The organism is Maricaulis sp. (genome assembly GCF_039978735.1).
GTDB lineage: Bacteria > Pseudomonadota > Alphaproteobacteria > Caulobacterales > Maricaulaceae > Maricaulis.
Map to the genome: position 1 here is coordinate 65,221 of NZ_JBDWAS010000033.1, position 26,656 is coordinate 91,876.

The following is a 26,656-nucleotide window of genomic DNA, read 5'->3' on the forward strand; positions in this document are numbered from 1 at the left end:
TCAGCTCCGCAGGAAGTCGGTGATGGCGTCGGCAATGGCCGTCTCTTCCTTCAGGAAGGCGTCGTGGCCATAGCGCGAATGCAGGGTTTTCAGGCGTCCGTCCGGGGTGCGGCCGGCGGCTTCGGCGATCTGCGAGGCGGGCACCAGCCGGTCCTCGAACACGGCCAGATAGGTGACCGGGCAGGCGATGCCGGCCGGGTCCACATCATGCGCGTCCATGGACCAGGACAGGGCGAGAAAGCGCTGCGGCGACACGGTCTGCGCATAGTCGCGGCCGCGCGCTTCCAGATAGCCGGCAATGCCGCAGGCGTCGCGGCTGTCCGGATCGGGGGCGTAGAACCGCTCTTCCAGCTCGTCCGGCGTGCGATAGGTGGTCATGGCGAGACGGCGGGCGAGGTCGAGCCCGGCGGCGCCGTCGCCCAGACGCAGGGCCAGTTCCACGATTTCGCGCTGGATCGAGCGCCAGGCCTGCGCCATGGCGCAGGCGCGATGGGCGCCGGAGATCACCAGCAGCTTGCCGACCCGTGCCGGAGCCAGCGCGGCCAGGGCGAGGCCGATCATGCCGCCATAGGAGGAGCCGATAATGTCGAACCGCTCGATCCCGGCGGCGTCGGCCAGGGCGAGGATGGCGCGGGCCTGGTCGGTGGTGGTGGGGAAGGGGGACAGCTCTTCGCCGATGAAGTCGAAGGAGAGGACGCGGCGGCGGTCGGTGTCGATGGCGCGGGCCGGTCCGGCCTGGGCGGCCCACCAGCCGGGTTCGCCCTCATGATCGGTGACGGCGCGGCCCGAGGAGATGCCGCCCAGCACGACGACCGCCGGGGCTTCGTCCGGTCCGGTGACGCGGCCGGTGACGCGCACGGGCGAACCATTGCCGGCCAGGGCGATCGTGGTGATGTCACGACATCGGGTGGAGGGGATGCATTCCAGGGTCACGGCCATCACACCTCTCCGGCTTCGACGAGATCGCGGATGTCGGCCAGCACGGCGCCGGCCGTGGGGGAACGGCCGGCGCCCTTGCCGTGAAGCACGACCTTCAGGCCGCTTTCACAGACGATCTCGACAGTATTCTCTTCGTTTTCCGGACGCGCGAGCGGGTGGTCTTCCGGCAGGGCGGTGAGGCTGACCCGCGCGTCGATCGTGCCGTCTTCCAGACGGGTCAGTTCGGCCAGCTGGCGATAGCGCAGCCCGTTCTCGCGGGCGCCGCACACCTGGCCGGGATCGAGCGAGAGCAGGCTTTGCGCCGGAATGCTGGCGGCGTCCGGCGCGAAGGCAAAGGCCTTGCGGGCGATCAGGGCCAGCTTGGCCGCCGCGTCCAGCCCGTCGATATCGGCAGACGGGTCGGCCTCGGCGAAGCCGGCGGCCTGGGCGGCGGCGATGGCTTCGTCAAAACCGGTGCCCTGTTCCAGCAGGCCCAGGACGAAATTGGAGGTGCCGTTGAGCACGCCGCGCACCCGTGCAATACGCTCGCCGGCCGAGGTGAGGCGGATGACGGTTTCCAGTACAGGCACGCCGCCGCCGACCGCGGCGGAATAGACAAAGCGCGTGCCCTTGCGGCGGGCGCGCACTTCCAGATCCGGGCGGCGGGCGATCACGGCCTTGTTGGCGGAGACGACATGGATGCCGCGCTCGACGGCCAGTTCCAGCGCCTTTTCGGCGGCCGGGCAGTCCGGCAGGCCCTCGATCACCAGGTCCGGCCCGGTGTCGAACGCGTCGCGGATATCGGTCAGCCAGGCGGTGCGGCCATCCTTGCCGGCGCGCGGGCGGCGTGTGACGACGGCGGCCACCTCGACGGCTTCGGACATCTCTGCCAGCCCGTCCAGAACACCGGAATTCACCGTGCCGCAACCCAGCAGCACCGCCCGCAGGCGGGTGCGGAGGGGACGGACATTGTGCGAGGGAAGCTCGAAATCGAGGGCCGCAAGTTGCGTCATGTCGTTTTCCATATGCGCGGAAAAGAACGAACGCCGATTTGCGGAACGAAGGGGGTGGCGACAAGTCGCTTCGATGCCTTCGGTCGCTCCGCTTTAGCCGTACTTATTCCGCGCCCGCAAGCTGAACATCAAATCGGCGCGTCTTCACGTATAAAGATATGTTTATGTGTGTCAAGCGGTGTGTGCGGGTCGCCCGACGCACAAAGCGCTGCTTTCCCCGGACCCCGTTCCGGGGCCCGGTTGAGCCTGCACCTGAAACGCCGGCAGGCCCCGGCACAAGGCCGGGGAAAGTGGGAAGGGAGCAACCGGGGAGTCGCGCTCGGCCTACTCCCCCAGCTTCGCCAGAAGCGCCTGCGCTGCTGCCGGATTGCGCACCTTCGCGCCGGCGATGAAATAGGCGAAGACGTCGCCGCTCTTGGCCCAGGCGCGGGTCTGGCCGGCGATGCCGTCGAGTTCTTCCGGGGAGAGGCCCGTGGGTTCGTCCTCGCGGCTCGACATCAGGCGGGCATATCTGAAGTCCGCCGTGTCCCGGTCGATGCGCGGCCAGTCGGGCGCCTCGTCGTCATGGGCATAGACGATGGCGGCGCCGTATTTGCGGGCGAGATCGTAGAATTCCTCGGTGTCGAAGGTGGGGCTGCGCACTTCCAGCGCGTGGCGCAGGCGGATCCCGTCCTTCTCCTGCGGCAGGAGTTTCAGGAAGCCCTCGAAGTCCTCCGGATCGAATTTCTTGGTCGCCATGAACTGCCAGTTGATCGGGCCCAGCTTGTCGCCCAGCGCCGTCAGCCCCTGGTCGAGAAAGCGTTCGACGCTCTCGCCGCCCTGGGACAGGAGTTTGCGGTTGGTGCAGAAACGGCTGGCCTTCACCGCGAAGACGAAATCCTCAGGCGTCTCGTCGCGCCATTTCATCCAGGTGTCCGGCTTGAAACCGGAATAATAGGTGCCGTTGATCTCCAGCGAGTTCATCTGGCGCGAGGCGTATTCCAGCTCGCGCTTCTGGCTCAGCTTTTCCGGATAGAAGACGCCGCGCCAGGGCGCATAGGTCCAGCCGCCGATCCCGGCCCTGATCATTCCCGTCATGGCGTGCTCGCTCCCCGTCGCTGCCAGTCCTGACCTGTATGGTGCGACCTATATAGGGGCGCGAGGGCGCGTCTGCTAAGTCGCGACGAAGGCCTTTTCGACAACAAAATCGGCCGGGGCGGCGTTGGAGCCTTCGATGAAGCCGCGATCGAGGCAGATCTGCCTGGTGTCTTTCAACAGGCCTTCGGAACCGCAGATCATCACGCGGTCGACCGCAGGGTCGAGCGGCGGGACGTTGAGATGACCGAACAGTTCGCCGCTCTCGATGAGATCGGTGACGCGGCCCTTCACCGGGCTGTCCTCGCGCGTGGTCGATGCGAAATGCACCAGTTTCTCCTGCGCCATCTCGCCGATCAGCTCGTCGGACTTCACCGCCTCGACCAGCTCATTGCCATAGGTCAGCTCGGCGCTTTCGCGGCAGGTGTGGGTGAGGATGACCTGGTCGAATTTCTCATAGGTCTCCGGATCGCGGATCAGGCTGGCAAAGGGCGCGATGCCGGTGCCGGTGGAGATCATGTAGAGCCGCTTGCCGGGCTTGAGCGCGTCGAGCACGAGCGTGCCCGTCGGCTTCCTGCCCAACAGGACCTGGTCGCCCGGCTGGATGTGCTGCAGGCGTGAGGTCAGCGGACCGTCGGCGACCTTGATCGAGTAGAAGTCCAGCGCCTCGTCCCAGAAAGGGCTGGCGATGGAATAGGCGCGCAGCAGCGGCTTGCCGTCTTCCTTGGGCAGGCCGATCATGACGAATTCGCCCGAGCGGAAGCGGAACGCGTCCGGCCGTGTGATGCGGAACCAGAACAGCCGGTCGGTATAGTGCTTCACCTCGAGCACGGTCTCGATCGTGTAGGGGCCCGGCTTGGCGCTGATCGCGTTCTTCACGCGGGCGGTCGAGGTCATCGTCATGTCGTTCATCATCGTCTCTTCTACCTTGGCGGCCCGAGATCAGGCCGTGGCACGCGGCGCTTCGCTATCGGCCCAGGGCGGGACGGGCAAGCCCCGGCTGGACAGGAATTCCGGATTGAACAGCTTGCCGGCATAGCGGGATCCGGCATCGCACAGCATCGTTACGATCGTCTTGCCGGGACCCAGCTCGCGGGCGAGGCGGATGGCGCCGGCGATATTGATCCCGGCCGAACCGCCCAGCGACAGGCCCTCGGTCTTCACCAGTTCGAACAGGATGGGCAGCATTTCCGCGTCTTCGATGCGGTAGATGTGGTCGACATCCAGGCCTTCCAGATTGCCGGTGATGCGATTGACACCGATCCCCTCGGTAATCGAGGAACCTTCGCCCTTCAGCTCGCCCTTTGTGTAGTAATTATAAAGCGCCGCGCCGGCCGGGTCGGCAGCGCCGATGGCGATGTCCGGCCTGTTGGCGCGCAGGCTGGCGGCGACGCCGGCGAGCGTGCCGCCCGACCCGACCGCGCAGATGAAACCGTCGATCTTGCCGCCGGTCTGCTGCCAGATTTCCGGACCCGTGGTCTTCTCGTGGGCGCGCCGGTTGGCGAGATTGTCGAACTGGTTGGCCCAGATCGCGCCATTGGGCTGGCTCTCGTTCAGCTCTTCGGCGAGCCGGCGCGAATAATGGACGAAGTGATTGGGGCTGGAGAAGGGCGCGGCATCGACCTCGATCAGGCGGGCGCCGTGCGAGCGGATGACCTGTTTCTTCTCTTCCGACTGGGTGCGCGGCATGACGATGATGACGTCATAGCCCAGCGCGCCGCCGACCAGGGCGAGCCCGATTCCGGTATTGCCGGCCGTGCCTTCCACGATCGTGCCGCCGGGCTTCAGCGAGCCGTCGGCCTCGGCCTCGCGCACGATGTTCAGCGCGGCGCGGTCCTTCACGGATCCGCCCGGATTGAGGAATTCGGCCTTGCCGAGGATCTCGCAGCCGGTGGCCTTCGACGGGCCGTCCAGCCGGATCAGCGGCGTATTGCCGATCAGGTCGAGCACATGTGACACGCGGGTGTGTCCTTCCAGGTTTGTCTGTCCAGCCTATTCCGCCGCGATACGCTCGGCGGGGGCATGGATGCCGCATTCGGTCTTGTCGCGTCCGCGCCAGCGGCCGGAGCGCACATCGCCGTCATCCTCGACCGGGGCGGTGCACGGCCAGCAGCCGATGGATGCATACCCCATATCGCTCAAGGGATGTCGCGGCAAATCGAAGCGCTTGAAATAGGCGTTCACACGTTCGGCATCCCAGGCCGCCAGCGGATTGACCCGGATGCGGCCATCGATGCGCTCGACGACAGGCAGGGCCAGGCGCTCGCCGCCATGGAAGCGTTTGCGGCCGGTGATCAGCGCGTCGTAATCGCCGATGGCGCGCGCCAGCGGACGCACCTTGCGCAGGGCGCAGCAGGCATCGGGATTGCGCTGCCACAGACGGTCATCGCCGTCCTCGGTGGCGGCCTCGGCGCTGTCGGGCGCCAGCACGCGGATATTGGTCAGGCCCAGCTGTTCGCTCAGCGCGCGCTGATACTGTTCGGTCTGGGCGAAGAGGCGGCCGGTATCGAGAAAGACGACCGGCGTGTCCGGGGCGATCTGGGCGATCATGTGCAGGCCGACCGCGGCTTCCGCGCCGAAGGAGGAGAGCATGGCGATCCTGCCGGTCCACTCATTGCGGATCGCATCTTCCAGGATCTCCATCGCATCGAGACCGCGATAGCGCGCGTTCAGTGCGGCGAGGTCGTCTCCGGCGGGCGCGGCCTGGCGGTGGCGGAAGACCGGGGTGCGCTTGTCCTGGGCGGGCTGGTAGGCGTGGGTGAAGCGTGCGCGGGCGCGGGCCCAGTCATCGTCCAGATTGTCATTGTCCGGGGCGACATCGTCAAAGCCGACGCGCTTGAGATGCATGGCCTGGTCGGGGATGAGATCGCCGACGGCACGCAGCTTGCCGGCATAGCCGGCGCGTTCGCGCAGAAGGGCCGCGAGCGAGAAGCCGCGCCCGTCCTTGAAGCTGGCAAAGCGGATATCGACCTGCACCGCGCCGCGCGCCTGTTCGGCGGCCTCGCGCCAGTCGGTCTCGCCGGGGATTTCCACCACGGCGCCGCCGCCGGCTTCCATCTGGGCCTCGACGCGCTTGCGGGATTGCGGATTGCGCTCAAGCTGCAACATAGATCGACTCCTTGAACGCATCGGCACCGACGCGCCGCAGCGTGTCGATAAAGCGTTCGTTTTCGTCCCTGATTTCCAGATAGGTTTTCAGCACCCGCACGATTGCGCCGGGTACGTCTTCGCCTGCCAGACCCTTGCCGACAATGCCACCGATTGACGCATCATTGCCGAAGGCGCCGCCCAGTGTGATCTGGTAGAATTCCTCGCCCCGCTTGTCGACGCCGAGCACGCCGATATGGGCGACATGATGGTGTCCGCAGGCATTGATGCAGCCATCGATCTTGATCGTCACATCGCCGACGGGTTCGGCCAGGCCTTCCGCCTCCACCAGGCTGGAGATCGCCTGGGCGATCGGGATGGAGCGGGCATTGGCCAGGCTGCAATAATCCAGCCCCGGGCAGGAGACGATATCCGTCGCTAGGCCGGCATTGGCGGTGGCGAGACCGGCAGCAACGAGGGCATCCCAGACGGTTTCCAGATCCTCGTTGCGCACGTGCGGCAGAACCAGATTCTGGTCCGGCGTGGCGCGGGCCTCGTCGAAACCGTAGCGCTCGGCCAGGTCGGCGACGATGTCCAGCTGGTCGTCGGTGATGTCGCCCGGCGTGCCGCTGACCGGTTTCAGCGAAATGACGACCGAGGACAGGCCCTCGACCTGGTGGGCGCGGCGATTGCGGCGCAGCCAGCCGGCGAAACCGGGCTTGCTGGAAACCGGAACCGGCTGTGCCTTCGACACGGAGGGACGGTCGAAGAAGGCGCGGATGCGGGCGATCTCGGCGGCGGGCAATTCCAGCTCGCCTTCGCGGATCTCGACCCATTCCTCTTCGGTCTGGCGGCCGAATTCCTCGGCGCCCAGCGCCTCGACCAGGATCTTGATCCGGGCCTTGTAGAGATTGTCGCGGCGGCCGTGCTGATTGTACACGCGCAGGATGGCGGTGAGGTAGGACAGGAGGTCGCGCGGCTCCAGGAAGTCGCGGATCTTCTGCGCCAGGCGCGGCGTGCGGCCCTGGCCGCCACCGACCCAGACCTCGAACCCGGTCTCGCCGGCGTCATTCTTCACGATCTGCAGGCCGATATCGTGCACCCGGATGCCGGCGCGGTCGTCGCGGGCGCCATTGACGGCGATCTTGAACTTGCGCGGCAGGAAGGTGAATTCCGGGTGGAAGGTCGACCATTGCCGGATGATCTCGGCCCAGGGACGGCTGTCCTCGATCTCGTCGGCCGCGGCGCCCGCAAAGGGATCGGCGGTGACATTGCGGATGCAGTTTCCCGAGGTCTGGATGGCGTGCATCTCGACCTTGGCGAGATGGTCCAGAATGTCCGGCACATCCACCAGGGCCGGCCAGTTGAACTGGATATTGGTGCGCGTGGTGAAGTGGCCATAACCGCGGTCATAGCGCCGGGCGATATGGGCCAGGGTGCGCAATTGCGGACCGTTCAGCGTGCCGTAGGGGATGGCCACCCGCAGCATGTAGGCGTGCAGCTGCAGATAGACGCCATTCATCAGGCGCAGCGGCTTGAACTGGTCTTCCGTCAGCCGGCCGTCGAGGCGGCGTGCGACCTGGTCGCGGAATTCCTCGATCCGTTCGCGCACCAGGGCATGGTCGTAGGCGTCATACTTGTACATGGGATCAGGCGGGCTCGTGAGTGGAACCGGTCGTCGGGCCGGTCAGGCGGATCGCCTCGCGGCGCCATTTCTGGCCGCCGGGGCGCTCGTCCTCGATGTCGATGAGATAGGGGCCGACCGCGATGCCGAACTCGGCCTCGGCCTGGGCCAGGCGGGCTTCGGCGGCGTCGCCGTCCAGATGTTCGGCCTCGTCCAGGCGGCTGGACCATTGCCCCTCGGCCGTGCGGTAGATCACGCGGCCGTCGGTCAGGCGGTTTGCGGTGATCGCTTTCATGCGTAGTTCTCCAGGGAGGCTTGGGCGGCGGCCTGGGCCGCGGCCGTGCCGGCGCTTTCGCCGACGATGATGACGGTGGGGCCGGCAATGCCTTCGCGCGCGACCAGCGCGGCGAGGCCGCCCAGCGTGCCGAAGACGCGGCGTTCATTCGCGTGCGTGCCGTTCTCGATCAGGGCGACGGGCGTGGACGGGGCCCGGCCGGCGGCGATCATCTTGCGTTCGATCTCCGGCGCGGCGCCGACGCCCATATAGAAGACGGCGGTGGAATTGGGGGCCGAGAGGGCGCGGTAGTCGGCATCCGGCCCGTCCTTTTTCACAACGCCGGACGCGAAGGTGACGGACTGGGCGTGATCGCGATGGGTCAGCGGCACGCCGGCCGAGGCGGCACAGGCCATGGCAGCCGTGATGCCGGGCGTGACTTCAGCGGCGATACCGGCGGCGCGCACGACGTCGAGCTCCTCGCCGCCGCGGCCGAAAATGAAGGGATCGCCGCCCTTGAGGCGCACGACGCGCTGACCCTTGCGGGCTTCACGCACCAGGATTTCGCCGATCTCCTCCTGGGAGACCGGGTGATGGCCCCTGGTCTTGCCGACATCGATGCGCGCGGCGTCGCGGCGCGCCAGCGCCATCACGCCCTCGGAGACCAGGCGGTCGTGCACGATGACATCGGCTTCGCGCAAGAGGCGGGCGGCCTTGAGGGTGAGAAGATCGGGATCCCCGGGACCGGCGCCGACCAGGTGGACGATGCCGCGGCGTTCGGCGCGTTCACCGTTCAGCTCGCGCAGCATTTCGCGGCGGGCACCGGCCTTGTCGCCCGAGAGCGCCAGATCGCGGGCCTTGCCGCGCAGGGCGCGTTCCCAGAAGGCGCGGCGATCGTCGAATTTCGTCAGTACCGACTTCACCGTGCCGCGCAGCTCGCGGGCGAGGTCCGCCAGCGTGCCGATGCGCGCGGGCAGGACCTGTTCCACCGCAGCGCGGATATCCACCGACAGGACCGGCGCGGCACCGCCCGAGGCGATGGCGACGACAATGCCGTCCCGGTCGACAATGGCGGGGGTCTGGAAGTCGGAAGCCGAGGGGCTGTCGACGATATTGACCGGAATGCCCAGGCGGCGGCCGGTGCGGGCCAGCGCGTCGACGGGAATGCCGTCGCCGCCGGCGATGAAAAGCAAAGTCGCGCCACGAAGGTCCCGCCGCGTCGGCATGCGGCGTTCGATCCGCGCATATTGGGCGATATCCGCGGGAACAGGATCGTCCGTGTTTCCGGTGAACCACAGTAACCGGGCAGGGGAGGCAGCGAACAGGCGGACCTTCGGTTCGGCCATCGGTCCACGTCCGACGACAATCACCGTGCGCCCATCTAGGGGAATGGAGGCTGGAAAGACCTGCATGTTCACTCATCCGATCCTGCGCCTTCGTGGCGCGACGAGTGCAATATTTCTATTCGATGCCCCGGTTTCAAACGACGTTTCTTGGCATTTCAGATTAGAAAAACTAAACTGACGCCATGGCCCGATCCTCCCGCCTTCCCCCGCTCAATGCGCTGCGTGCCTTCGAGGCCGCGGCGCGCCTGGAAAGTTTCGCCCGCGCCGCCGACGAGCTGGCCGTGACGCCGGGGGCGATTTCCCAGCAGATCCGCTCGCTGGAAGAGCATGTCGGGACCCCGCTTTTCGTGCGCGAGGGGCGGGGCCTCTCCCTCACCGAGGCCGGCCGTGCGGCGGCCAATGTCGCCTCCGATGCCTTCGAGACACTCGAGCGCGCCGTGTCGCTGATGCGCCAGCCCGTGCAGCGCCGCGCGCTGACCGTGTCGGTGGCGCCCTCCTTTGCCGGCAAGTGGCTGGCGCCGCGCCTGCACCGTTTCCAGGAGACCCAGCCGGGCGTGGAAGTGTGGATCGCGGCAACCTCGGAACGGGTCGACCTGTCGGCCGGGGCCGCCGATCTGGGCATACGCTACGGGCCGGGCGGCGACATGACGCTGAACGAGGAAACCCTTCTGCCCGAGGAAGTGCTGCCGGTGTGCTCGCCCGACCTTTTGCGCGACGGGCCGCGCCTGGCAACGCCGCGCGATCTGGACGGTCACACCCTGCTGCACGACGCCTCGCCGGAAAGCGAGGTCGATGGCGCCGACTGGCCGTCCTGGCTGAAGGCCCGCAATATCCGCGGGGTCGATACGGCGGGCGGTGTGCGCTTCAATCAGTCCGCCCTGGTGATCGATGCCGCCGTGGCCGGCCGCGGCGTGGCGCTCGCCAAACGCGCCCTGGCCCAGAACGACCTCGCCTCCGGCCGCCTGGTCGCCCTCTTCGCCGACGGCACCTCACCCGTGCGCTCGGCTTACCACATCGTCACGGCCCGCAACCGACCCTTGAGCCCGGACGCCGAGGCGTTCATCGCCTGGCTGAGAGGCGAGGCGCGGGTGCATGAGCACTCGGTGGATGAGTTGTAGTTTTTTGGACGGTGTCTTCCCCCTCTCCCCGACCCTCTCCCGAGGGAGAGGGAGTTCTGTTTGTGAGCGTCACCAAGAAACCCCTTCTCCCCGGGGAGAAGGTGCCCCGAAGGGGCGGATGAGGGGGACATCCCGGTGGGCTTATTCGCGCCGGTTGGCCGGATTTCCCGGATGGGTCGCCCAATGCACGGCTTCGGCGATCACCTCCATCACGGCGTCGGTGCCATCGAGGATCTGGAAGTTCCAGAACCGCAGCACCTGGTAGCCACGGTGTTCGAGGAAGGCGGTTCGCTCCCGGTCGGCTGCTTCGTTCTCGCCGTGCTGCCCGCCATCGGCTTCGATGATCAGCCGGGCCTGGCGAGAGGCGAAGTCGACGATGTAGGGGCCGATCGGAACCTGGCGTCTGAATTTCACACCCATCAGGTGGCCATTCCTGAGGCGCGACCAGAGGCGGGCTTCGGCCGGTGTCTGGCGGCGGCGCAGGGCGCGGGCGAGATTGAGGTTCTTGTGTTGAGCCTTGTTTGCCACCGCGGTGTCTCCCCCCTCTCCCTCGATCCCTCTCCCGGGGGAGAGGGAGGATTGAGCGTGTTGCAGTGTATGTAGAGCGCTCGCGACCGGGCGTGACTGCACTCACACTCTGCAACTCACTCTCATAAACAAACAAACCCGTTCAAATCCGCTGTGATGCAAGGGGAATTCGCTTGACCGGCGCGGCCGTGACCATGTGAGAATGAGCGCAAGAAAGTGGCCGGCAAGGACCACATGCGCCAACAGGTTACGGGCGGTATCGCCCGGGGTGAGGAGAATGCAACCGACCGATACGCGCGATCCCGACTATTTTCACAAGGTCGTGGATTGCCAGTGGGCCTGTCCGGCACATACGCCGGTGCCCGAATACATCCGTCTGATCGCCCAGGGTGACTTCACCGGGGCCTATCTCGTCAATCGCCGCTCCAACGTGTTTCCCGGCATTCTGGGCCGGGTGTGCGACCGGCCCTGCGAGCCGGCCTGCCGGCGCGGCCGGGTGGAGGAGGAGCCGGTGGCGATCTGCCGCCTCAAGCGCGTCGCCGCGGATCATCGCGACGAGGTAAGTCATCTCCTGCCGCAAAAGCCGGACAATACGAATGGCAAGAAGATCGCCCTGATCGGCGCAGGTCCCGCCTCGCTGACCGTGGCGAACGATCTCGCCCCGCTGGGCTATGAATGCACGATCTTCGAGGCGCACCACCGGCCCGGCGGGCTGATGATCGCCAATATCCCCGCCTTCCGCCTGCCGGAAGAAGTGCTGGACGAGGAGATCGGCTACATCCTGAACATGGGTGTCGAGCTGAAGCTGAACAGCCGGGTGGAAAGCCTGCGCGCCCTGATGGAAGGCGGCTATGACGCCGTCTTCGTCGGCTCCGGCGCGCCCAAGGGCAAGGACTTGCAGATCGAGGGCCGCGAAGAGGCCGATGCCAATATCCATATCGGTATCGACTGGCTGGAAAGCGTCGCCTTCGAGCATATCGACAAGATTGGCAAGCGTGTTCTCATCATCGGTGTCGGCAATACCGCGATGGATTGCTGCCGCACCTCGCTGCGCCTGGGCGCGGACGATGTGAAGGTGATGGCCCGCAAGCCGCGGCAATTCTTCAAGGCCTCCCCCTGGGAGCTGGAGGATGCCGAGGACGAGAATGTCGAGATCGTCGTCAATCATTCCCCCAAGCGCTTTGTCGTCGAGAACGGCAAGCTGACGGGTATGGAATTCGAGCTGATGGAGTATGAGCTCGACGCGGACGGCAATATCACCGAGACGCGCAAGGCGGGCACAAAAGTGATCCCCTGCGACGACGTGATCCTCGCCATCGGCCAGGAAAACGCCTTCCCCTGGATCGAGCGCGATCTGGGCATCGAGTTCGACAAGTGGGGTGTGCCGGTCGTCGACGAGACGACGCACCAATCGACCCTGCCGGGTGTCTTCTTCGGCGGCGACAGTGCCTTCGGACCGAAGAATATCATCTGGGCGGTCGAGCACGGCCACCAGGCCGCCATCTCCATCCACAAACACTGCCAGGACGAGGCGATCACCGAGCGCATGCCGCGCGGGGTGAATCTCCAGTCCGCCAAGATGGGCGTGAATGAGTGGATGTATTCCAACGCCTATACCGGCGCCCATCGCCGCGACATGCCGCTGGTCGAGCTGAAACAGCGCCTGTCCAACCGCAAGACCGAGGTCGAGCTGGGCTTCGACGCCGAGCGGATCGCGACCGAGGTGCAGCGCTGTCTGAACTGCGACGTGCAGACCGTGTTCGAGGCGCCCCTGTGCAAGGAGTGCGATGCCTGCCTGGACATCTGTCCGGTCGATTGCCTGTCGATCCTGCCCAATGGCGAGGAGGCGGACCTGCGCCAGGGCATGCGGGTGCCGGCGGCCAACAAGGACCAGGCGCTCTACGTCTCCGAACCGCTGAAGGATACCGGCCGGGTGATGGTGAAGGACGAGAATCTCTGCCTGCACTGCGGCCTGTGCGCCGAGCGCTGCCCCACCGCCGCGTGGGACATGCAGGATGCGGACATTTTCATTCCGCATGTCGACAATGAAGCCGGAAAGGTGGCGGCGGAATGAAGGACGTCGTGGAAACGCCGAGCGAAGTGCGTGTGAACGACTTCGTGATCAAGATCGGCAATGTGAACGGCACGGGTTCGGCGTCGGCCAACGGCCTGCTGATGAAGGCGATCTTCCGCATGGGCGTGCCCGTGGTCGGCAAGAACCTCTTCCCGTCCAACATCCAGGGCCTGCCGACCTGGTATGAGATCCGCATTACCAAGGACAGCTATTTCGCGCGCTCGGGCACGGCGGATTTTGTCGTCGCGATGAATGCGGAAACCTATGCCCGCGATCTCGCCGAGGTCTCGCCGGGCGGCTTCCTGCTGTACGACTCGACCTGGCCGCGCCCGGACCTGCACGGCCGCACCGACATCACCGCCATCGGCGTGCCGCTGGCGCGCATGTGTAACGAGCAGTTCGACAATGCACGCACCCGCGTGCTGATGAAGAACATGGCCTATGTCGGCGCCGTGGCGGGGCTGACCGGGATCGATGTCGAGGTGATCCGCGGCCTGGTGACCGAGATGTTCGGTACCAAGGCGCATCTCATCGATGCCAACATGAAAGCCATCGAGCTGGGGCTGAATTATGTGCGCGAGCACTATCCCGACCCGCTGCCGCTGCGCGTGGAAGCGATGGACGGGACGGCCGGGCACATCCTGATCGACGGCAATACGGCGGCCGCGCTGGGCTGTGTCTATGCCGGGGCGACCTTCGGCGCCTGGTATCCGATCACGCCCTCGACCTCGCTGATGGACGGGTTCAAGTCGTTCTGCGAGAAATTCCGCGTCGACAAGGAGACCGGCGAGAAGAAGTTCTGCATCATCCAGGCCGAGGACGAGCTGGCCTCGATCGGCATGGCGATCGGCGCGGGCTGGAATGGCGCGCGGGCCTTCACGCCGACCTCCGGGCCGGGCATCTCGCTGATGAGCGAGTTCATCGGCTTTGCCTATTATGGCGAGGTGCCGGTGGTGCTGTTCGACGTGCAGCGGGCGGGGCCCTCGACCGGCCTGCCGACGCGCACCCAGCAGTGCGATCTCACCCTGGCGGCTTATGCCAGCCATGGCGACACCAAGCACATCCTCGTCTTCCCCGCCAATCCGAAGGAATGCTTCGAGATGGCGGTGCAGTCCTTCGATCTGGCCGAACGTTTCCAGACGCCGGTCTTCTTCATGACCGACCTGGATATCGGCATGAATGACTGGATGATCCCGGAACTCACCTGGGATGACAGCTACCAGCCCGATCGCGGCAAGGTGCTGGGCAAGGACGAGCTCGAGGCGATCGAGAAATTCTACCGCTATGAGGACCGCGACGGCGACGCCATTCCCTACCGCACCCTGCCGGGCGTGCACCCCAAGGGCGCCTATTTCACCCGCGGGTCCGGGCATAACTGGAAGGGCGGCTATACCGAGGACTCGGACGAGTACAAGGAGGTGCTCGACCGGCTGACGCAGAAGTGGAAGAACGCCGCCGCCGCTGTGCCGGCGCCGGTTGTCATCAAGTGCGGCAAGCCAGCGCGCCGGGCGATTGTCTCGGTCGGTGGCTGTGACGGCGCGGTGCGCGAGGCGATGGACCGGATGGCTGCCGACGGCGTGCATCTGGACTATCTGCGTGTACGCGGCTTCCCCTTCAGCCAGGAGGTCGACGACTTCATCGCCGGCTATGACGAGGTCTTCGTCGTCGAACAGAACCGCGATGCGCAATTGCGCACCCTGCTGATCAACGAGACCTCGGCCGACAAGACGCGCCTCATTCCGGTGCTCGACTATGCCGGCATGGCCGCCAATCCGAAATTCATCGTCGAGGGCATTACCGCGCACCTCGAAACCTTGGAACAGGATCATTGATTCCATGATCAATCATCCTGTTCCAACGCGTTGTTTGCCGCATTTTCGAACCGCGAAACCGGTTCCCACTTTCGCTGAAAATGCTTCAGGAGACGCCGCATGACCTCCATGCCGAAACCCTTCATCGACAAGCACCTGCCCAAGAACAAGCTGGGCCTGTCGGTGCGCAATTACGAAGGCGTGATGTCGACCCTGTGCGCCGGCTGCGGCCACGACTCGGTCACGGCCGCCCTGGTGCAGGCCTTCTGGGAGCTGGACCTGGCGCCGGAAAGCGCCGCGAAAGTCTCGGGCATCGGCTGTTCGTCCAAGACAACCGCCTATTTCATGGGCCAGTCGCACGGTATCAATTGCGTGCACGGCCGCATGCCGTCAGTGGCGACTGGCGCCAATGCCGTGAACGGCAAGCTGCACTATATCGGCATCTCCGGTGACGGGGATTCGCTGTCGATCGGCTTTGGCCAGTTCGCCCACGCCATCCGCCGCAATCTCAACATGCTCTACATGCTGGAAAACAATGGCGTGTACGGGCTCACAAAGGGGCAGTTCTCGGCCTCGGCCGATTATGGTTCGAAGTCGAAGAAGGGCGTGCCGAACGAGCAGACGCCGATCGATCCGTGCGTGCAGGCGCTGACCCTGGGGGCCGGCTTCGTGGCGCGGGCCTTCTCCGGCGACAAGTCGCAACTGGTGCCGCTGATCAAGGCCGGGCTGATGCACAAGGGGTTTGCCCTGATCGATGTGATCTCGCCCTGCGTGACCTTCAACGACCATGCCGGCTCGACCAAGAGCTATGCCCATACCTACAAATACTATCACCCGCTGGTGCACACGGATTTCGTGGCCCATGCCGAGGAGATCACCGGCGAGTATGCCGATGACGGTGCGATGCGGGTGACCATGCATGATGGCGGCGAGCTGCGGCTGCGCAAGACCGACAGCGATTATGATCCGCGCGACCGCGCCCAGGCGATCGAAACGCTGATGCTGGGCAGTGGCGATGGCGAGATCCGCACCGGCCTGCTCTACCTCAATGAGGATATGGCCGACATGCATGCCGCCAACCGGCTGCCGGACGCACCGCTCAACACGCTGCCCTATGACCAGCTGAACCCGGGCGCGGGCGCACTGGCGGCCCTGCAGAAGCGCTATCGCTGAGCGGCGTCAGCCGGTGGCGGAGAGGTGGTCGGCCGGCGTGATGCGCAGCCGGTCCGAGCCGTCATGCGCGGCCAGGCTGGCGTGGAGAAAACAACCGCCGGCCCCGTCACGCAGCGGCACATAGTGCAGCGTTACGGTCTCACCGTTCGGGGCTGTCCACGGTGCCGTTGCGGCGAGGACCCGGCCTTCGCAAAGCCCGGCCCCGTGGATCGCGGCAGCGTGCGCGCAGAGCTCTGCGAGCCCGTCATCATCCGCCAGATCAAGGCAGCCTGACCCGAGATAGGTCTCGCGCATCGACGCGCTCGCGGCCTCGACGGGAAACCGGCCTTCGGCGGGAAGGGCGCGCGCAACGAAACAGGCAAACGGGCTGAAGCGGACCAGTGCCAGCAGATCGTCGAACGGGCTGCGCGTGCGCGGGTCTTCGCTCAGGCGTTCCAGCGCCGCCACCACGTCGTCGGGCGGCGTGACACTGCCGGCCTCAAGTCTTGATACATAGGTCTGGCTCACCCCGATGAGTTGAGCCAGGGCGACCTGTTTCAGGTGCAGCCTCTGCCGCACGGTACGAACGCGTGATGCCCAGTCCATTCCCGCTGTCACTTCCAGTCCCCAAGGTGAATCCGGTCTTAGGGAAGCCCGCCGCGGGACGGCACTCATATTTGATGAACTTTGCTCGCGAATGAAACTCAGAAGCCGAGCGCGCGGCCGACATAGCCCGGCAGGTCCGACATCAACAGGCCGAACTCGCCGCGCGCGATGGCCGGCAGCAGGATGGCCAGGACGACGCTGATCACCAGGCCGATGAAGGCCCGCAGGACGTCGGACACAACGTCCCAGAGTGCGTCCATGTGCGAGCGCAGGCCGGCGACATAGGAGATCGCGATCTCGCGGCCGGCCAGCATGCCCAGGAAGACCCAGGTGGTGCTCATCGGGATGTCGTTCAGTTCCTTGAAGAAATACAGGATCACGCCGTAGATGAAGTCGATCAGCGTGGCGGCGCGTACATCGGTCGTATTGGTCTTGCTCAGGACGATTTTCTGGATCTCGCCGCCGCGCGTCGCGAAGATGATCGCGTGCAGCGCCAGCATGACCAGTGTCGCGAAGACCAGCAGCATCGGCGAGAAGCTGACCTGGGTCTGCATCACGGCGACACCGTCCTGCAGCAGCGGTGCGCCGTTTTCCATCACCGGCACGAGCTCGGTCGTGCGCGGCAGGAAGACGAAGATGTTCGCCAGGTCCTGCATCAGCCATTGCGACCACAGGAAGGCGGTCGACAGCCATTGCAGCAGGAACCAGTAGGGCTTGTGCGGCTCGGAGTGGGTGCGATGCACCCAGCGCTCGAAGATGCGCGAGATGACGAGATAGACCGCGAAGGCCGCGCCGATTGCGACGATGTAGCCCAGGGCCGACTTGGTCAGCATTTTCGGCAGCACGCCTTCGGTCTCGGCGCCGCCGGTGAGGGCGAAGATCGTCAGGACGAGGAAGGTCGTGGAGACCGGCACGCCGAAACGCGTCAGCACCAGCAGGAAGAGCGGCGGGATGGCGTGCCACCATTTCACGCCGCCTTCGGGATAGGGCAGCTCGTTCAGCCGGTCGAAGGCGATGTCCTGATTGCCGCCGAAATAGCCCCACAACATCACCGCCGTGAGGATCGAGCAGGCGTAGAGCCAGAGGATCCACCAGGGGCGCTTGGCGTTGGAGGACAGAAAGGTGCCCAGCGTCTGGATCGCGTCATTGGCCACGATCGAGTAGGAGGCGATCAAAAAGCCGACAATCGAGAAGACCCAGGCTGCAAGCGTAAGATCAGCCATGACGGACTACCTTTCTTCCGGGAAGTGCGGGGGCAGGTAGCAAGTTCCCTGTCGGCGGATCAATCGGCAAACGGCAACCGGGTGACAATTTCACAAAACTGTCGTGTTGCATGTCCGGTGCTGCGTCCGGAAGGTAGCGTTAAGCCTCCATCTTCACATCGGGCCGGTTTAGGGTTATAAAATATAACCGCTGCCCCTCGTGGCCGGCGCGCCGTCCAGAACGGAGATGCGCACATGAATTCTATGACCCGCACGATCGAGGCCCAGGCCATCCACTGGCCTTCGGTGATCCGCCATTATCGCTTGTCCAAGGGATTGAAACAGGCCGCGCTGGCGCACGATCTCAATGTCACCCAGACCATGGTGTCGCGTTGGGAAAGCGGCATGGCGCTCCCCAGCCCCCGTATCCAGGAACGCATTTTCGACCTCTACTGGTCGTCACACACATCGGTCTCGCGCGCGGCCTGGATGGACCGGATCGGGCGGCACCCCTCTCTCGTTGCCGTGATCGATGTGCGCGGGCGGATCGAGCGGGCCAGCCGCGGTCTTGTCAGGACGCTGGGCTGCGAACGACACGCTGTCGAGGGGCGCTATCTGGCCGAGGCATTCCAGGGCGATCTCGTCGACCTGTTCGACACGTTCGATGCCAGCGGCTTCTTCGAGGGCCGTGTCGCGTCGGCGGAAAGCATGGACCGGATCGAGTTCCTGCCGCCGGGCAGGGGTGCGCCGGTGACACGGCTCGTGCACGGCCTGCACCGGCCCACCTTCCTGCCCGGTCCGCGTATCGTCTGGCTGCTGTCGGCGGCCGAGGTGACCCCGGCCGTCTTCGAGGACGTGCGGACGCGGATCGGCGGGCCGCGCGTGATCCGCAAGGGCATCTGACATGCCCCGGCGTGCGCAGAGGGCGATGAGTGTCGAACCGCCGGATCTCTGGCGTGCGCGCCTGCGGCGGTTCCGCTTCACGCACAATATCAAGCAGGCCGCCCTGGCGGCCGATCTTGGGGTCACCCAGGCGATGGTGTCGCGCTGGGAGTCCGGCGTGGTGACCCCGAGTGCCGAGATGCGCGCCCGCATCATGGACATGTTCGAGACCGGTGAGGTCTCGGCGCCGCTGATCGACTGGCGCAGTCACACCGCCGCCCAGCCCGGCATTGCAGCGGTGATCGACCGGGCCGGCGTGATCGAGACAGCCAGCGCCGGGCTGCTGCGTCTGCTGGGACGCGACCGCGCCGAGGTTGAAGGCGCCAGGCTGGAAGACGTGGTCTCCGGCGACCTGCCGGACCTCTTCCAAACGCTTGGCGCGTCGGGATTCTTTGACGGCAGGCTCGAAAGCGTCGAAAGTGTGGATCGATATACCTTCGTCGATCGCGAGGGACAGGTGAGCAGCCTGTGCATCGAAGGATTGCACTGGCCGCACACGGGCGAGGATGGGGCGATCCGCTGGATGCTGTCCGGTGCCCCGATCGACGAGGGCGAATACGAAACACTGTGCCGCGAGCTGGCCGGCAAGGTCGCGCTCCATCCGGCACGCTGAGCCCTGAAGGGGGGGCAGAATTGGTACAGGATATCAAACTGTCTGTGTCTTCCAGCAAGGTGAACTGGCCGTCGGTGATCCGGAACTTCCGGATGTCGAAACGGCTCAAACAGGCTGCGCTGGCGGCAGATCTGGGCGTGACCCAGGCGATGATCTCGCGCTGGGAGAACGGCGACAGCGATCCGCCCGAACGGGTCAAGCGCCGCATGGCCGAACTGGTGCAGGACGCCTTCGTGGTTGCGCCGGCACCCACCTGGGTCGATCTCATCACGCTGAACCCGTCGGTCGAGTTCGTGACGGACTCGATGGGCATGGTGAAGGCGATCTCGCGCGGTGCGCTGGAACTGTTCGGCATGGCGCGTCACGAAATCGAGGGGCGCAATCTCCGCGACTTCGTCGGCGGCGACTTCATGTCGGCGCTGGAGCGGATCCGCGAGGAGGGCATGTTCCAGAGCAATCTGGCCTACGCCCAGAGCCTCGGGTCGATGGAGATCAATGTGTCCTCGGGCATGCAGTCGCGCCTGTGCGACTTCCTGCACTGGCCGCGCATTTCCGAAGCCCGGACTGTCTACTGCATCCATTCCGGCGCCGTGCTGGACGAGTCCCGCTACACCTCGCGCCTGGAAGAACGCGGCGAGAAGATCGTCTTCCGCCGGACCTTCTGATCGCGGGCATCAGATACCGGACATGAAAAAGGGGCGGCTCCAGCGGAGCCGCCCCTTTGCTGTCAGGCCTGCGCCCGCGCTATTCGCTGCGCTGTTCGTCGCGCAGGGCGCGGAACTCGTTGCCCTCATACCAGTTCGGCCAGTCGTCCGAATTGGCGAGGCGCGAACCGACCTCGTAGAACAGCTCGACATTCTCGATCATGCCGTCCATCGGCCAGTCGGCGGAGTATTCGTCGGCCGGGCCGTGATAGCGGTTGGCACGGTAGTCCTCGCCGGCGGCCTGGCCGGCTTCGGTACCGCCCTCGCGCAGGTCTTCGCCGCCATCGGCATACAGCATCGGCACGCCGTGCTTGGCGAGCGAGATATGGTCGGAGCGATAGAAATAGCCGGCTTCCGGATTGGGATCCGGCACGATGTAGCGGTCCTGCTCCGAGGCGACGCTCTCCAGAACCTCCTCCAGCTCCGACGCGCCATGGCCGACGACGATGATATCGCGCGAGCGGCCGGTGGGCAGCATGGCGTCGATATTGATCCCGCCCACGGTCTGGCTGAAGGGCACGATCGGGTTCTCGCCGTAATAGGCCGAGCCCAAAAGGCCGGATTCCTCGGCCGTCACGGCCAGGATCATCACCGAGCGCTCCGGCGGATTGGCCATGAAGGCCTCGCCGATCTCGAGGATGGCCGCGGTGCCGGTCGCATTGTCGACGGCGCCGTTATAGATGCCGTCCTCGCCCTCGGCGACGTCGCGGATGCCGATATGGTCCCAGTGCGCGGTGTAGATGACGTACTCGTCCGGCCGCGTCGTGCCCGGCACGACACCGACGACATTGCGCGAATCGAGCGTGCGGGTGGAATTGTGCAGCGTCGCCGAGGCGGTCAGGCCCTCCATCGGCACGGCTTCGAAGTCCGCCTGCGAGGCCGCAGCGGTCAGGGTGTCGAAATCGAGACCGGACAGGTCGAACAGCTGGCGGGCCACATCCTCGGTGACCCAGCTCTCGACGGCGGCAAACGTGCCTTCGCCCGGTTCGCGGGCGAGATCCAGCTGGGCGCCGGTCCAGGAGCCCGAGACCACGTTCCAGCCATAGGAGGCCGGGGCGGTCTGGTGGATCAGGATGACGCCGGCCGCGCCCTGGCGGGCCGCTTCCTCATACTTGTAGGTCCAGCGGCCGTAATAGGTCATCGCATTGCCGTTGAAGAGGCCGGAATCGGGATCGGCATAGCCGGGGTCGTTGACCAGCATGACCACCGTTTTGCCCTCGACATCGACGCCCTCATAGTCGTTCCAGCCGTATTCCGGCGCGACGACGCCATAGCCGACAAAGACCAGGTCCGAGCTGTCCAGCGACACTTCGCCGGCGGCGCGCTTGGTCCAGAAGACCACGTCTTCATTCGTGGTGAGGCCGAGCGGCTCGCCATTGTGGGAAATGTCAAAGCTGGACGTGCTTTCGTCGAGCGTGACTTCCAGCAGCGGAACCGGCTGGAAATAGCTGCCCTCATAGCCGGGCTCGAGACCGATGCGGGCCATCTCGTCGGCGATCCACTGGCTGGCGGCGATCCCGCCCGGCGTGGCCGGTGCACGGCCCTCGAATTCATCGTCCGCGAGGGTCGAGATCATGCGGCGCATATCGGCTTCCGCGATCGCGGCGCTGGAAACTCCGGTATCTTCTGACGGCGCGGACTGTCCCGCGTCGGTTGTCTCGGCGGTCGTCTCCGGTGCCGGCGCGGCATCCGTGTCCGCCTCGTCTGCCGGTGTGCAGGCGGCAAGCAGGAGCCCGCTTGCCAGAGTGCTCAAAACTAGTCGTTTCATGGTTCTCCCCCATGTTGCGGCCAACTGGGCCTTGGGCTTTGGCGCAAAACTGTGGCACATCCTGCATTCGTGCTCGTCGCACACAAGGGGTGGCGTCACTGAGATCGCGCGGAAATGGGGTTTGACCAAACCTGAATGACCATTCATGTTTGGTGTTGACCACACACAAGAAGAGTGGGTCGAAAGACCGGTACGCCTGAGGGGAGAGATCATGGCGGATACGAATGCAGGTGCTGCGCAAGGCAGCAACTTGCCCGGAGCGGGCTATCGCAGCCTGGTCATGGTGCTGCTGTTCCTGGTTTATGCGTTCAACTTCCTGGACCGCCAGATCATTTCCATCCTGGCCATTCCGATCAAGGAAGATCTGGGCCTGACCGACGAACAGCTCGGCCTCCTCGGCGGCATCGCTTTCGCACTCCTCTACTCCACGCTCGGCGTGCCGATCGCCTGGTTTGCCGACCGGTTCAACCGGACCTGGATCATGACCGCGGCGCTGACCATCTGGAGCGGCTTCACGGCGCTCAGCGGCTTCGCCCAGAACTTCATGCAGCTCTTTCTGGCGCGTGTCGGCGTGGGCGTGGGCGAAGCGGGCGGTGTCGCACCGGCCTACACGATCATCGCCGACTATTATCCGCCCTCCAAGCGCGCCCGGGCGCTGGCGATCTACTCGCTCGGCATTCCCGTGGGCAGCGCCTTCGGCGTCATCGCCGGTTCGCAGATTGCCGGCGGCGGCATCTCTGACGCGCTGGACTGGCGCTCCGCCTTCTTCATCGTCGGTATTGCCGGCATCGTTCTGGCGCCGATTTTCAAACTCGTCGTGCGTGAGCCCAAGCGCGGTCAGTACGACGCACCGGCCGTGGCCGCGAAAGTCGAGGCACCCAGCGAAACGGTCGATGTCTATCCGGCCGATCGCATCCGCATTCTCTCGATTGCCGGTGCGGTCCTGCTCGCCCTGCCCAGCCTGCTCTCCATCTTCAATGCCGTCGTGTTCGGTGCGACCCCGGTGCAGTCGGTCGGCCTGCTTGCTGCGACGGCTGCCGTGGCGGCCGTGTGCGGCTGGTTTGGCGGACAGTGGATCGGCCGCCAGTCGAAAGGGCTGCCGCTGGCGCTGGGCCTGTCTGTCCTGATGGTCCTGCCGGGCCTGGTGGCCTGGTTCGTGCCGGCCCTGACGGGCGGTGCCCCCATCGGCACGGCAGCGATCGCCTGGCTGATCGGCCGGGCCATCGCGGGTGCGCTGATCGGTTTCTTCTTCGCCACCTTCCGCGAATTCATGATGCTGGCCCTGCGCAAGCCGAGCTTCTGGCTGATGATCCTGGGCGCCTCGGCCTCGTCGATGATGGGCTATGGCGTCTTCTTCTGGCTGCCCTCCTTCTTTGCGCGCAGCTTCCAGCTGTCGCTGACCGAGACGGGCTGGCTGTTCGGCGGCGTGCTGTTCGTGGCCGGCAGCCTGGGCATCTTCCTGGGCGGCGTGATGGGCGACTGGATGGGCAAGCGCAAGCGCTCGGCCTTCGCCACGGTTCCCGCCGTCGCCTTCCTGCTGTGCGCGCCGCTTTACTGGGCCGGCGTGATGTCGCCGTCCGCGACGATGGCGGTCGCCCTGCTCTTCATCCCGACGGCGCTCGGCCTGGCCTGGCTGGGTCCGGTTCTCTCGGCCTTCCAGCACCTGGTGCCGCCGCACATGCGCACCAGCGCCTCGTCGGTCTTCCTGCTGATCAACAATCTTCTGGGTATTGGCGGCGGCGTCTACGTGCTGGGCCGGTTGTCGACCGCGCTGCAGCCGGCTTTCGGGGACGGTTCGCTGCGGATCTCGATCCTGATCGGTGCCAGCCTTTATCTGGTGGCCGCCTTCTTCATGTTCTGGGCATCGCGTTATCTGGCCCGTGACTGGGAAGGCGGGGGCGACACCGTGCCGGTGCCGGAAGCGGAGCCGCCGACCGAGGCTGAACCCAGCTGATGACGGGTACCATGTTCACAGACCACTTCTTCACCAATGCCGACGGGCTGCGCATCCACTATCGCGACTATCCGGCCCAGGGCGAGGAGACCGGCGTGCCGGTGCTGTGCCTGCACGGGCTGACCCGCAATGTGAAGGACTTCGAGGATCTGGCACCGCGGATCGCGGCGAAGGGGCGGCGGGTGATCGTCGCCTCCCAACGCGGCCGCGGCCGGTCGGATCCCGATCCGCAGGTCGAGCGCTACCAGCCGCCGGTCTATGCCGCCGACATGCTGGGCCTGCTCGACGCGCTGGGGATTGCCCGCGCGGTCTTTGTCGGCACCTCGATGGGCGGTCTGATGACCTTCGTCGTCGCCGGCATCCAGCCGCAACGCATCGCGGCGGCGGTGATCAATGATGTCGGACCGGTGGTCTCGAAGGAGGGCCTGGACCGGATCAAGCTGAACACGTCCAGCCGCGATCCGGCGGCCAGCTGGGACGAGGCGGCGGTGCGCACGCGTGAGAGCAATCTGGCCGCCTTCCCGGCGCGCGCCGACGACGACGCCTTCTGGCTCGACTTCGCGAAGAAGACCTGGATCGACGGCGAGAATGGCGCGGTCGTGCTCGATTATGACGGCGCGATCCTGTCCATGCTGGGCGGCGATGACGGCCCGCTGCCGGAGCTCTGGGAGTTCTGGGAACCTTTCCGCACCATTCCGGCCCTCGTCGTGCGTGGCGGGATCAGCGACCTTCTCTCGCCGGAAACGGTGGCCGAAATGCGCCGGCGAAAGCCCGATCTGGGCGTGGTGGAAGTGCCCGATGTGGGCCACGCCCCCTTCATGACCGAGCCGGAGGCCTGGGCCGAGATCAGTACCTTCCTGGATCGGGTCGACTAACCGAAGGTTTGCGTCAGCAGGGTGGCATCCGGCTTTTCATTCCAGAACAGCCGGGCGCCGGCCTCGCCCTCGATATCGGCGGCGCAGATATGGCCGGTCTTCACCTTGGCATTGCTGTCTGCACCGGTGAGGGCGGCATGCATATAGCGCAGCACGCCGTTGGAGGTGACGACGAGGGTGAGGGGCCCCTGTGCCGCATCGCGCATGGCCGCGAGCGCGTTGGCCTTCAGCGTTATCTCGTCCGGCGACCAGTCGGCGGCGTCGGGACGGCGATGATGCTTGTCCCAGCTGTCCAGCGCCTCCTGGCCGAACTCAGCGACTATCTCGTCATTCGACTTGCCGCCCCAGGAGCCGTAGTCGATCTCCTTCAGGCGTTCGTCGATCTCGGGCGTGCAGGCAAAGCCGGTCAGTCCCGCGACGATTTCCGCGGCGCGGCGCGTGCGCTTGAGCGGCCCGCAGACGATACGGCCCGGTGTCAGTCCGGCCGCGGCCAGGGCTTCACCCAGCGCCCGCGCCTGGGCCTCGCCGCTCTCGACCAGCGGCAGGTCTTCCTTCGCGCCGACCCAGACCGGCGTGTCGCCGGGGCCGAATGTATTGCCGTGGCGGGCGAGCAGGATTTTCGTCATGCCACCAGCTCTCCCTCGCGGGCGATGATCTCTTCCACCCGCACGGCATCCTCCGGCGCATCGACCGACCAGGCCGAGCGGCCGCGATAATCGGTCAGCACGACGCGGATCGGGATGCCGTTCTCCAGGGCGCGCAACTGTTCCAGGCTCTCGGTCAGCTCGAACGGGGTCGGCTCCAGCGCGACCAGTTTTTCAAGCGTGTCGCGGCGATAGCCGTAGAGGCCGATATGCTGATAGGCCGGCGCGCCTTCTGCGGGCTTGCGGCGGAAGGGGATGACGGCCTTGGAGAAATACATCGCGTCCATCGCCTTGTTGAACACGACGGTCGTGCCTGAGGCTGAGCCTTTCGCCTTGTCGGCGCGCATCCGGGCTTCGGTATCGGCGGGCAATTCGATGGCGGGCGTGGCCATTTGAAGCGAGGGATCTGCGCGCAGCGTCTCGGCAACGCCGCCGATCACCCAGGGCGGGATCAGCGGCGCGTCGCCCTGCACGTTGATGATGATTTCCGCATCGCTGTCGAGGCGGCGCACGGCGTCGAGCGCGCGTTCGGTCCCGTTACGGCAGGCCGGGTCCGTCATTACGGCTTCGCCGCCGGCGGCGGTCACGGCATCCAGGATGCGCGCGTCATCGGTCGCGACCACGACGCGGTCCACGCCGTCGGCCGCCGCCGCGATCCGCCAGACCCGCTCGATCATCATCCTGCCGGCGATCTTCGCCAGCGGCTTTCCGGGAAAGCGGGTTGACCCGTAGCGGGCCGGGATGACGGCAAGAACGGACATGTGGCGCAGCTCCCTCGGCTTTTCCGGCTTGTTCCACACTCTGCCACGGATTTCCACTTCCGCACGCCGGACGGTGAAGCAGGTGACAGGCCGCGAGATATGCGGCAACCTGCGAGCGAGGGATGGTGCGATACGCCGTGCCGGGTACAGTGAAGGGATACACCATGAAAAACCTAGTGATATTGAGTGTGGCCGGACTGGCTCTCACGGCGTGTGCGACCTCGGGCGGTCCGTCCGAGTCACGCGTTGAAGCAGCGCGTCAGGCTGCGATCGAGAGCGGTGAACTCGTCTGCCGCGAGCGTCGTCAAACCGGGTCGCAGTTCCGGCGGCAGACCTGCCTGACACCGGAAGACTGGGCGCGGATGGAAGGTGATGTGGACACCGCCTTCCGCGACATAAATCGTGGCGAGCCTCTGAGCGACAACAACTAGAGTCTGTACCCAATTCGGGGATTCTCAGATTGAGCGACGCATGATTCACTCTTGGCGTGGGCGTTTGAGCCAGGAGGCGAAGATGGCGCGCTATGATTTGAGTGACGAGGAGTGGGCGATTGTTTCGCCGCTCCTGC

At 65.8% G+C, this 26,656-nt stretch carries 25 protein-coding genes; 10 read left to right on the forward strand and 15 right to left on the reverse strand.

Translation table 11 applies throughout. The features are described from left to right. From ABJO18_RS08825 to cysG, 9 genes are all read right to left on the reverse strand, one after another. Nucleotides 1–939: a homoserine O-succinyltransferase gene (locus ABJO18_RS08825; RefSeq protein WP_348509663.1), complete on the reverse strand. Its 939-nt coding sequence runs from the start codon at nucleotides 937–939 to the stop codon at nucleotides 1–3. Continuing rightward, entirely contained in the window at nucleotides 939–1,931 is a 993-nt protein-coding gene (locus tag ABJO18_RS08830; RefSeq protein WP_348509662.1) for a homoserine dehydrogenase, read from the reverse strand. Before ABJO18_RS08830 ends, ABJO18_RS08825 begins: the two co-directional genes overlap by 1 nt. Nucleotides 1,932–2,255: 324 nt before the next feature. After that, nucleotides 2,256–3,008 (reverse strand): DUF72 domain-containing protein, encoded by a 753-nt coding sequence (locus ABJO18_RS08835; protein WP_348509661.1) that lies wholly within the window; start codon nucleotides 3,006–3,008, stop codon nucleotides 2,256–2,258. A gap of 75 nt (nucleotides 3,009–3,083) precedes the next feature. Continuing rightward, entirely contained in the window at nucleotides 3,084–3,902 is an 819-nt protein-coding gene (locus tag ABJO18_RS08840; protein WP_348509665.1) for a ferredoxin--NADP reductase, read from the reverse strand. Between the two features lie 45 nt (nucleotides 3,903–3,947). Then, nucleotides 3,948–4,964: a cysteine synthase A gene (locus ABJO18_RS08845; protein WP_348509660.1), complete on the reverse strand. Its 1,017-nt coding sequence runs from the start codon at nucleotides 4,962–4,964 to the stop codon at nucleotides 3,948–3,950. Between the two features lie 33 nt (nucleotides 4,965–4,997). Then, complete coding sequence (locus ABJO18_RS08850; RefSeq protein ID WP_348509659.1) at nucleotides 4,998–6,113, reverse strand: phosphoadenylyl-sulfate reductase; 1,116 nt, start codon at nucleotides 6,111–6,113, stop codon at nucleotides 4,998–5,000. Beyond that, nucleotides 6,100–7,737 (reverse strand): nitrite/sulfite reductase, encoded by a 1,638-nt coding sequence (locus ABJO18_RS08855; protein ID WP_348509658.1) that lies wholly within the window; start codon nucleotides 7,735–7,737, stop codon nucleotides 6,100–6,102. Before ABJO18_RS08855 ends, ABJO18_RS08850 begins: the two co-directional genes overlap by 14 nt. A gap of 4 nt (nucleotides 7,738–7,741) precedes the next feature. Beyond that, nucleotides 7,742–8,011, reverse strand: coding sequence for a DUF2849 domain-containing protein (locus ABJO18_RS08860; RefSeq protein ID WP_271186251.1), 270 nt, complete (start codon nucleotides 8,009–8,011; stop codon nucleotides 7,742–7,744). Continuing rightward, nucleotides 8,008–9,336, reverse strand: a complete 1,329-nt coding sequence (gene cysG, locus ABJO18_RS08865) for a siroheme synthase CysG (RefSeq protein ID WP_348509657.1) — start codon at nucleotides 9,334–9,336, stop codon at nucleotides 8,008–8,010. The genes ABJO18_RS08860 and cysG overlap by 4 nt, the downstream gene beginning before the upstream one ends. Nucleotides 9,337–9,518: 182 nt before the next feature. On the opposite strand from cysG, the gene gcvA reads away from it, so the two are divergent. Next, nucleotides 9,519–10,454 carry a transcriptional regulator GcvA gene (gene gcvA / locus ABJO18_RS08870; RefSeq protein ID WP_348515839.1) on the forward strand — a complete coding sequence of 312 codons (936 nt, stop codon included), beginning with the start codon at nucleotides 9,519–9,521 and terminating at the stop codon, nucleotides 10,452–10,454. 141 nt (nucleotides 10,455–10,595) lie between these two features. Here gcvA and ABJO18_RS08875 read toward each other — a convergent pair whose 3' ends face one another. Continuing rightward, nucleotides 10,596–10,982 (reverse strand): DUF559 domain-containing protein, encoded by a 387-nt coding sequence (locus tag ABJO18_RS08875; RefSeq protein WP_348509187.1) that lies wholly within the window; start codon nucleotides 10,980–10,982, stop codon nucleotides 10,596–10,598. Nucleotides 10,983–11,259: 277 nt separating this feature from the next. Between ABJO18_RS08875 and ABJO18_RS08880 the strand changes: the two genes are divergently transcribed. The 3 genes from ABJO18_RS08880 (at nucleotide 11,260) to ABJO18_RS08890 (ending at nucleotide 16,040) form a co-directional block, all read left to right on the forward strand. Then, nucleotides 11,260–13,056 (forward strand): FAD-dependent oxidoreductase, encoded by a 1,797-nt coding sequence (locus ABJO18_RS08880; RefSeq protein WP_348509188.1) that lies wholly within the window; start codon nucleotides 11,260–11,262, stop codon nucleotides 13,054–13,056. Then, a complete protein-coding gene (locus ABJO18_RS08885; protein ID WP_348515840.1) occupies nucleotides 13,053–14,888 on the forward strand; it encodes a 2-oxoacid:acceptor oxidoreductase subunit alpha in 1,836 nt (611 codons plus the stop codon). Before ABJO18_RS08880 ends, ABJO18_RS08885 begins: the two co-directional genes overlap by 4 nt. 99 nt (nucleotides 14,889–14,987) lie before the next feature. Then, nucleotides 14,988–16,040 (forward strand): 2-oxoacid:ferredoxin oxidoreductase subunit beta, encoded by a 1,053-nt coding sequence (locus ABJO18_RS08890; protein WP_348507491.1) that lies wholly within the window; start codon nucleotides 14,988–14,990, stop codon nucleotides 16,038–16,040. Nucleotides 16,041–16,046: 6 nt separating this feature from the next. Here ABJO18_RS08890 and ABJO18_RS08895 read toward each other — a convergent pair whose 3' ends face one another. Both ABJO18_RS08895 and ABJO18_RS08900 read right to left on the reverse strand, forming a co-directional pair. Continuing rightward, a complete protein-coding gene (locus ABJO18_RS08895) occupies nucleotides 16,047–16,625 on the reverse strand; it encodes a helix-turn-helix transcriptional regulator (RefSeq protein WP_348507490.1) in 579 nt (192 codons plus the stop codon). Between the two features lie 98 nt (nucleotides 16,626–16,723). Then, nucleotides 16,724–17,848: a hypothetical protein gene (locus ABJO18_RS08900; protein ID WP_348507489.1), complete on the reverse strand. Its 1,125-nt coding sequence runs from the start codon at nucleotides 17,846–17,848 to the stop codon at nucleotides 16,724–16,726. 234 nt (nucleotides 17,849–18,082) lie between these two features. Here ABJO18_RS08900 and ABJO18_RS08905 point away from each other — a divergent pair, with 234 nt between their 5' ends. Genes ABJO18_RS08905 through ABJO18_RS08915 form a run of 3 tightly spaced genes read left to right on the forward strand, consistent with a single transcriptional unit; the run spans nucleotide 18,083 to nucleotide 20,047 of the window. After that, nucleotides 18,083–18,730, forward strand: a complete 648-nt coding sequence (locus ABJO18_RS08905; protein ID WP_348507488.1) for a helix-turn-helix transcriptional regulator — start codon at nucleotides 18,083–18,085, stop codon at nucleotides 18,728–18,730. A gap of 25 nt (nucleotides 18,731–18,755) precedes the next feature. Beyond that, nucleotides 18,756–19,382 carry a helix-turn-helix domain-containing protein gene (locus ABJO18_RS08910; RefSeq protein ID WP_348515841.1) on the forward strand — a complete coding sequence of 209 codons (627 nt, stop codon included), beginning with the start codon at nucleotides 18,756–18,758 and terminating at the stop codon, nucleotides 19,380–19,382. A gap of 44 nt (nucleotides 19,383–19,426) precedes the next feature. Beyond that, nucleotides 19,427–20,047, forward strand: coding sequence for a helix-turn-helix domain-containing protein (locus ABJO18_RS08915; protein WP_348506865.1), 621 nt, complete (start codon nucleotides 19,427–19,429; stop codon nucleotides 20,045–20,047). Between the two features lie 79 nt (nucleotides 20,048–20,126). On the opposite strand, the gene ABJO18_RS08920 is transcribed toward ABJO18_RS08915, so the two are convergent. Beyond that, nucleotides 20,127–21,854 (reverse strand): M28 family metallopeptidase, encoded by a 1,728-nt coding sequence (locus tag ABJO18_RS08920; protein WP_348506866.1) that lies wholly within the window; start codon nucleotides 21,852–21,854, stop codon nucleotides 20,127–20,129. Between the two features lie 211 nt (nucleotides 21,855–22,065). Between ABJO18_RS08920 and ABJO18_RS08925 the strand changes: the two genes are divergently transcribed. Together ABJO18_RS08925 and ABJO18_RS08930 are read left to right on the forward strand one after the other, a co-directional pair. After that, nucleotides 22,066–23,808 carry an MFS transporter gene (locus tag ABJO18_RS08925; protein ID WP_348506867.1) on the forward strand — a complete coding sequence of 581 codons (1,743 nt, stop codon included), beginning with the start codon at nucleotides 22,066–22,068 and terminating at the stop codon, nucleotides 23,806–23,808. Nucleotides 23,809–23,819: 11 nt separating this feature from the next. Next, nucleotides 23,820–24,683 carry an alpha/beta hydrolase gene (locus tag ABJO18_RS08930; RefSeq protein WP_348506868.1) on the forward strand — a complete coding sequence of 288 codons (864 nt, stop codon included), beginning with the start codon at nucleotides 23,820–23,822 and terminating at the stop codon, nucleotides 24,681–24,683. Here ABJO18_RS08930 and ABJO18_RS08935 read toward each other — a convergent pair. Both ABJO18_RS08935 and kdsB read right to left on the reverse strand, forming a co-directional pair. Further along, entirely contained in the window at nucleotides 24,680–25,309 is a 630-nt protein-coding gene (locus ABJO18_RS08935; protein WP_348506869.1) for a histidine phosphatase family protein, read from the reverse strand. The genes ABJO18_RS08930 and ABJO18_RS08935 overlap by 4 nt on opposite strands. Further along, entirely contained in the window at nucleotides 25,306–26,088 is a 783-nt protein-coding gene (kdsB, locus tag ABJO18_RS08940) for a 3-deoxy-manno-octulosonate cytidylyltransferase (RefSeq protein ID WP_348506870.1), read from the reverse strand. Before kdsB ends, ABJO18_RS08935 begins: the two co-directional genes overlap by 4 nt. Nucleotides 26,089–26,252: 164 nt before the next feature. Between kdsB and ABJO18_RS08945 the strand changes: the two genes are divergently transcribed. Then, the gene (locus ABJO18_RS08945; protein ID WP_348506871.1) at nucleotides 26,253–26,519 is read left to right on the forward strand and encodes a hypothetical protein; all 267 of its coding nucleotides are present in this window, start codon (nucleotides 26,253–26,255) and stop codon (nucleotides 26,517–26,519) included. Nucleotides 26,520–26,656: the final 137 nt, after the last annotated feature.

Excerpts from the sequence above, each read along its gene's own strand:
- ABJO18_RS08825 (WP_348509663.1), bottom strand. The coding sequence starts at position 939 with ATGGCCGTGACCCTGGAATGCATCCCCTCCACCCGATGTCGTGACATC.
- ABJO18_RS08830 (WP_348509662.1), bottom strand. The coding sequence starts at position 1,931 with ATGACGCAACTTGCGGCCCTCGATTTCGAGCTTCCCTCGCACAATGTC.
- ABJO18_RS08835 (WP_348509661.1), bottom strand. The coding sequence starts at position 3,008 with ATGACGGGAATGATCAGGGCCGGGATCGGCGGCTGGACCTATGCGCCC.
- ABJO18_RS08840 (WP_348509665.1), bottom strand. The coding sequence starts at position 3,902 with ATGACCTCGACCGCCCGCGTGAAGAACGCGATCAGCGCCAAGCCGGGC.
- ABJO18_RS08850 (WP_348509659.1), bottom strand. The coding sequence starts at position 6,113 with ATGTTGCAGCTTGAGCGCAATCCGCAATCCCGCAAGCGCGTCGAGGCC.
- ABJO18_RS08855 (WP_348509658.1), bottom strand. The coding sequence starts at position 7,737 with ATGTACAAGTATGACGCCTACGACCATGCCCTGGTGCGCGAACGGATC.
- ABJO18_RS08860 (WP_271186251.1), bottom strand. The coding sequence starts at position 8,011 with ATGAAAGCGATCACCGCAAACCGCCTGACCGACGGCCGCGTGATCTAC.
- cysG (WP_348509657.1), bottom strand. The coding sequence starts at position 9,336 with ATGGCCGAACCGAAGGTCCGCCTGTTCGCTGCCTCCCCTGCCCGGTTA.
- gcvA (WP_348515839.1), top strand. The coding sequence starts at position 9,519 with ATGGCCCGATCCTCCCGCCTTCCCCCGCTCAATGCGCTGCGTGCCTTC.
- ABJO18_RS08880 (WP_348509188.1), top strand. The coding sequence starts at position 11,260 with ATGCAACCGACCGATACGCGCGATCCCGACTATTTTCACAAGGTCGTG.
- ABJO18_RS08885 (WP_348515840.1), top strand. The coding sequence starts at position 13,053 with ATGAAGGACGTCGTGGAAACGCCGAGCGAAGTGCGTGTGAACGACTTC.
- ABJO18_RS08890 (WP_348507491.1), top strand. The coding sequence starts at position 14,988 with ATGACCTCCATGCCGAAACCCTTCATCGACAAGCACCTGCCCAAGAAC.
- ABJO18_RS08895 (WP_348507490.1), bottom strand. The coding sequence starts at position 16,625 with ATGGACTGGGCATCACGCGTTCGTACCGTGCGGCAGAGGCTGCACCTG.
- ABJO18_RS08900 (WP_348507489.1), bottom strand. The coding sequence starts at position 17,848 with ATGGCTGATCTTACGCTTGCAGCCTGGGTCTTCTCGATTGTCGGCTTT.
- ABJO18_RS08905 (WP_348507488.1), top strand. The coding sequence starts at position 18,083 with ATGAATTCTATGACCCGCACGATCGAGGCCCAGGCCATCCACTGGCCT.
- ABJO18_RS08910 (WP_348515841.1), top strand. The coding sequence starts at position 18,756 with ATGAGTGTCGAACCGCCGGATCTCTGGCGTGCGCGCCTGCGGCGGTTC.
- ABJO18_RS08920 (WP_348506866.1), bottom strand. The coding sequence starts at position 21,854 with ATGAAACGACTAGTTTTGAGCACTCTGGCAAGCGGGCTCCTGCTTGCC.
- ABJO18_RS08925 (WP_348506867.1), top strand. The coding sequence starts at position 22,066 with ATGGCGGATACGAATGCAGGTGCTGCGCAAGGCAGCAACTTGCCCGGA.
- ABJO18_RS08930 (WP_348506868.1), top strand. The coding sequence starts at position 23,820 with ATGTTCACAGACCACTTCTTCACCAATGCCGACGGGCTGCGCATCCAC.
- ABJO18_RS08935 (WP_348506869.1), bottom strand. The coding sequence starts at position 25,309 with ATGACGAAAATCCTGCTCGCCCGCCACGGCAATACATTCGGCCCCGGC.
- kdsB (WP_348506870.1), bottom strand. The coding sequence starts at position 26,088 with ATGTCCGTTCTTGCCGTCATCCCGGCCCGCTACGGGTCAACCCGCTTT.
- ABJO18_RS08945 (WP_348506871.1), top strand. The coding sequence starts at position 26,253 with ATGAAAAACCTAGTGATATTGAGTGTGGCCGGACTGGCTCTCACGGCG.